Below are 5,275 nucleotides of genomic sequence, written 5' to 3'. Positions count from 1 at the left end.
GGATTTCTTGTGGCCTTGTTGCTGCCCGATACGCACAGGCTGGGTGTCGATGTCGCGCCCGGTAGCCGTTTCATTGTGCGGGAGGGCGGTGTGGAGCGGCTGCTGGTCGATAATCAGGGCAGTACGCCCTATCCCTATCTCTTTCGCCCTCAGGACTTCGGAAAGGATGCCGCGTTCAGCGCAACCAGACCGCTCAGTCGGGTTGTGATGACCCTTCCTTTCGCCCTGCGTGGCGACCTGACAGCAAAGTAACGATTTGACAGGAAGCCGTTGCCTCCGCCATCACGCGGGTCAGAATAGTCCCTGGTCCTTGTGCCGGGGCAGGAGGGCCGCGGCGTAGCTGCCAAGGCGTGAATGAAAGTACGGTCATGTCAGTTCATGCGTTCGTGTTTCCCGGTCAGGGCAGCCAGTCCATCGGGATGGGACAGGGCCTCTACGAGGCTTTTCCGGCGGCGAGGGAGGTTTTTCAGGAAGTTGACGATGCGCTTAGTGAGCATCTGTCCAAACTGATCTTTACAGGCGAAGCTGTCGACCTGACCCGCACCGAGAATGCGCAGCCGGCATTGATGGCCGTCTCTATGGCTACGGTGCGCGTGCTCGAAAGTGAGGGTGGCTTCAGGCTCGCAGACAAGGCGACCGTCGTGGCCGGTCATTCGCTGGGTGAGTATTCCGCCCTTGCCGCCGCAGGTGCGTTGGGTATTGCCCAGACTGCAAAGCTGTTGCGCCTACGTGGGCTGGCCATGCAGGAAGCCGTGCCAGCAGGCGAGGGCGGTATGGCTGCCCTGCTCGGCGTCGAGGCTGAACTCGCGCAGGAGATCTGTGCCGAGGCTGCCCGTCTGATGGTTGAGGGTGAGGCCGATCGTCACGAGACAATCGAACTGGCCAATGACAATGGCGGTGGCCAGATTGTCGTGTCTGGCCGGCTGTCGGCGGTCGAGCGCGCCATTACGGTGGCCAAGGCCCGAGGGGTGAAGCGCGCCGTGTTGCTGCCCGTTTCCGCGCCGTTTCATTCATCCCTCATGGGGCCGGCGGCCGAACGCATGGCCGAGGCTCTGGAGCGCGCCGAGATTGCGACCCCGGCCATTCCTGTCATCACCAACGTTACGGCGGCAAAGAATACCGATGCGTCGCGCGTTGCTTCCCTGCTGGTGCAGCAGGTGACGGGCTCGGTGCGGTGGCGTGAAACTGTGCTGGCCATGGCGGCCATGGGCGTCACCTCGCAGGTCGAGCTGGGCGCAGGCAAGGTGCTGACCGGTCTGGTACGGCGCATTGCGCCCGACCTGACGGCCCGTAATGCCGGAACCCCTGAAGAAATCGAGGCGCTGCTGCGTGACCTCTAAAAGCGTGGAGAAGAAAACGATGTTCAGTCTTGAAGGCAAAACGGCCCTCGTCACCGGTGCTTCTGGCGGCCTTGGCGCTGCTATCGCCCGTGCGCTTCACGCGCAGGGCGCCGACGTCGTGCTGTCCGGTACGCGTGAGGCGGCACTGGCCGAGGTCGCAGCGAGCCTCGGGGAGCGGGTGCATGTCTGTGCGGCCAACCTTTCTGTCGGTGCCGAGGCCGACGCCCTGGTAGGCAAGGCGGAAGAACTGCTCGGCAAGCCACTCGATATTCTGGTGAACAATGCCGGTCTGACGCGCGATGGCCTGATCATCCGCATGAAGGACGAGGACTGGTCGCAGGTGCTCACGGTCGATCTCGAATCTCCGTTCCGTCTGTGCCGTGCTGCGCTGAAGGGGATGCTCCGTCGTCGCGCGGGTCGCATCATCAACATCGCCTCAATCGTCGGTGTGACCGGTAATGGCGGGCAAGCCAATTACTCGGCTGCCAAGGCAGGCATGATCGGCATGACCAAGTCACTCGCGCAGGAGGCCGGCTCGCGCGGGGTCACGGTCAACGTCATTGCACCGGGCTTTGTCGAGACAGCCATGACGGCGGTCCTGCCTGAAGCACAGCGCGACAAGCTGCTCGGCTCCATTCCGCTCGGTCGTATGGGCAAGCCGGAAGACATTGCGGCTGCCGCTGTGTATCTGGCTTCGGAGGAGGCCGGCTGGGTGACCGGCATGACCATGAATGTCAATGGTGGTATGGCGATGCCATAAGGGCATCGGCCCTGCTCGCACGCAAAGCTTGGCGTGCGAGGGTAAACCATGCTAAGCGCCCGCTGCTTCGTCCGAAGCGTGGGCGTCTCGGCCCGCCGGGGCCCGATCTTCGGTCCGCGATCCGGAGTACTGGCAGATCATGCCGTCTCTGGAGTAAAGACGGGGACCGACTGGGTAACCAGACGGATGGTAAACAGTTTCGAACCGCCCGAATTGCCGGGCACACAGGAAGCCAGAACAGATGAGCGAAATCGCCGATAAGGTTAAGAAAATCGTTGTTGAGCATCTCGGCGTTGAAGAGAGCAAGGTAACCCCTGACGCTTCCTTCATCGACGACCTCGGCGCTGACAGCCTCGACACGGTTGAGCTGGTCATGGCGTTTGAAGAAGCTTTCAGCGTTGAGATTCCGGAAGATGCAGCCGAGAAGATTGCGACCGTCAAGGACGCCATCGACTACATCGAAAAGCAGAAGGCCGCCTGATCTGGCTGCATCGGGCCGCAATGCCCGATGCAATGATCTTCTCCGGCTCCCGATCTGTGCGGAGCCGGGACATACGACGAGATTGACAGCCGCTCCCCCTTGGCAGCCGCCGGGAGCCGGCGTTTATGACTGGAGCTTCGTCCGCCCATGATGGCAAACCTGTCGGCAATGAAAGAAAGACGCGTTGTCGTCACCGGTATGGGGCTCGTTACGCCTCTGGCAGTGGGCGTGGAACAGACCTGGCAGCGTCTTATCGCCGGACAGACCGGCATTGGCCGTATCACCTGCTTCGACCCGAGCGATCTTCCCGCCCATGTGGCTGGCGAAGTGCCCGAAGGCCCGACGGCAGAAGGCGGTCTGACGCTCTCGGACTGGGTCCCGACGAAAGACCAGAAAAAGATGGATCGCTTCATCCATCTGGGCATGGCGGCTGCCATTCAGGCCGTTGAGGATTCGGGCTGGAAGCCGGAGACTGAGGAAGATCGCTGCGCCACGGGCGTGATGATCGGCTCGGGCATCGGTGGTCTGCAGACCATCTATGACGCCTCCCTGACTGTTGCGAGCGGCAAGGCCCGTCGCCTGTCGCCCTTCTTCATCCCCTCGGCGCTGATCAATCTGATCTCTGGCCACGTCTCGATTCGTTATGGCTTCAAGGGCCCGAACCATTCGGCCGTTACCGCCTGCGCGACCGGTGTGCATGCCATTGGCGATGCCACACGCCTCATCATGCTGGGTGATGCCGATGTGATGATTGCCGGTGGCGCCGAGGCCGCTGTCTGCCCGCTCGGTATTGCCGGGTTCTCCTCCGCCCGTGCGCTGTCCACCGGGTTCAACGATACGCCCGAAAAGGCATCGCGCCCCTGGGATCGTGACCGCGACGGTTTTGTCATGGGCGAGGGCTCGGGCATTGTCGTGCTCGAGGAATACGAGCACGCCAAGGCACGCGGCGCGAAGATCTATGGTGAGATCATCGGCTACGGCCTGTCCGGCGATGCCCATCACATCACGGCGCCGGCGGAAGGGCATGAAGGCGCTTTCCGTGCCATGAAGGCTGCACTGCGTTCTGCAGGGATTACCCCGGCCGATATCGACTACGTCAACGCCCACGGAACATCGACCATGGCCGATGACCTCGAGCTTGATGCGGTTGAGCGCATGTTTGGCGATGACGCAAAGCATGTCGCGATGTCCTCCACCAAATCCGCCACCGGGCATCTGCTCGGCGCTGCCGGCTCGGTAGAGGCCATGTTCTCCATGCTGGCCATCCGTGACAACGTAGCCCCCCCGACACTGAACCTCGACAACCCCGCGCGTGAGAGCGTCATCGACCGCGTGGCGCACGAGGCCCAGCAGCGCAAGATCAACATTGCCCTGTCCAACAGCTTCGGCTTTGGTGGGACCAATGCCAGCCTGATCGTCAAGGGCGTTTGATTTCACGGCTCTGACTCTTTGAGTGGTGCCTGACCCGTATCATTGCTCCTCGTGATGCAGTGTGACGGGAACCGGCATCGGGCTCTGGCCTGAAACGGTCCCACGTCAGGAATCTCCAGTACTGGATGCCGGATAACCGTCATCCGATTTTCCGGGAGTGAACATGAAGCGTGTCATTCTCGCCCTTGTCCTGCTTCTGCTCCTTTGCCCGGCAGGAGGGGCTGCACTGATCTGGCATCAGGTCACGCAGCCCGGTCCCTTGCAGGCCGCTACCGATCATGTCGTCCCGCGTGGCGCAACAGCCCACATCACCCACGATCTGGCGCAGGCAGGAATCATCTCGCCCGGAACACTGTCCGAACTGAGTTTCCGTCTTGCTGCCCGGGCAACAGCATCTCATGGGGCCTTGCATGCCGCTGAACTGCATTTTCCGGCGCAAGCCTCAATGCTCGACGTGCTCTATGTGTTACGTCATGGGCAGCCAGTCCGGCATTTTCTGACCATTCCGGAGGGGCGTACAGCGCGGCAGATCGCGATAATCCTTCAACAGGCCCCATTCCTGACGGGAGACGTTCCGCCGCTGCGTGAAGGAGCAATCCTGCCTCAGACGGTCGCCTATGAACGCGATACATCACGGGCCCGTCTTGTCAGCCGTCTGGAAACGCTCATGAGTGAGACTCTCGCCCGTGTATGGGCAGGGCGTGATCCATCCATCGGTCTGACATCGCCTGAACAGCTTCTCATCCTGGCCTCGATTGTCGAGCGCGAGACGGGCATTGCGGCTGAGCGACCCAAGGTGGCCCGCGTCTTTCTCAATCGCTTGGCGCAGGGGATGAAACTGCAATCCGACCCAACAGCCATTTACGATCTGAGCGAGGGGCTGGGCACGCTCGACCACGGCCTGACCCATGATGAGCTTCATCAAGCGGGACCGCATAATACCTACGTCATTGATGGTCTGCCGCCCGGTCCAATCTGTTCACCGGGTCTTGCTGCCCTTGATGCGGTCGCCCATCCGGCAAGCGGAGATATGCTCTACTTCGTCGCAGATGGCACAGGCGGCCACGGCTTTTCGCATGACCTGCACGAGCATAATCAGCGTGTTGAAACGCTCAAAGCCCTGCGCGGAACCATCAAAGCCGCGTCACCTCAAGCTGCGCCGGCGCGGCACGATGGTCGTGGCGCGGGAGCGCCGTCTCAACATCGGCATTGAGGTGAGGGGCAGGTGCCGGAAAGCACTGCCCGCAATACCCTCTCTCTCGC

At 61.9% G+C, this 5,275-nt stretch carries 5 protein-coding genes and 1 pseudogene; all 6 read left to right on the top strand.

Features of this window, described 5'->3' with window-relative positions; all coding sequences use genetic code 11:
• Positions 1-252, top strand: a pseudogene (locus P792_RS0118335) (hypothetical protein); the annotation flags it as partial.
• A 116-nt stretch (positions 253-368) separates the two neighbouring features.
• Entirely contained in the window at positions 369-1,340 is a 972-nt protein-coding gene (fabD, locus tag P792_RS25255; RefSeq protein WP_023978092.1) for an ACP S-malonyltransferase, read from the top strand.
• A gap of 19 nt (positions 1,341-1,359) precedes the next feature.
• A complete protein-coding gene (gene fabG / locus P792_RS25250; protein ID WP_023978091.1) occupies positions 1,360-2,100 on the top strand; it encodes a 3-oxoacyl-[acyl-carrier-protein] reductase in 741 nt (246 codons plus the stop codon).
• Between the two features lie 241 nt (positions 2,101-2,341).
• Positions 2,342-2,581, top strand: coding sequence for an acyl carrier protein (locus tag P792_RS25245; protein WP_023978090.1), 240 nt, complete (start codon positions 2,342-2,344; stop codon positions 2,579-2,581).
• A 147-nt stretch (positions 2,582-2,728) separates the two neighbouring features.
• The gene (fabF, locus tag P792_RS25240) at positions 2,729-4,012 is read left to right on the top strand and encodes a beta-ketoacyl-ACP synthase II (RefSeq protein WP_023978089.1); all 1,284 of its coding nucleotides are present in this window, start codon (positions 2,729-2,731) and stop codon (positions 4,010-4,012) included.
• 163 nt (positions 4,013-4,175) lie between these two features.
• Positions 4,176-5,225, top strand: a complete 1,050-nt coding sequence (gene mltG, locus P792_RS25235; protein ID WP_023978088.1) for an endolytic transglycosylase MltG — start codon at positions 4,176-4,178, stop codon at positions 5,223-5,225.
• Positions 5,226-5,275 lie beyond the last annotated feature (50 nt).

The organism is Asaia sp. SF2.1, from assembly GCF_000505765.1.
GTDB classification, from domain to species: Bacteria; Pseudomonadota; Alphaproteobacteria; order Acetobacterales; family Acetobacteraceae; genus Asaia; species Asaia bogorensis.
Note: the sequence above shows the minus strand (reverse complement) of the source record. Positions and strands in the feature narration are given on the sequence as shown.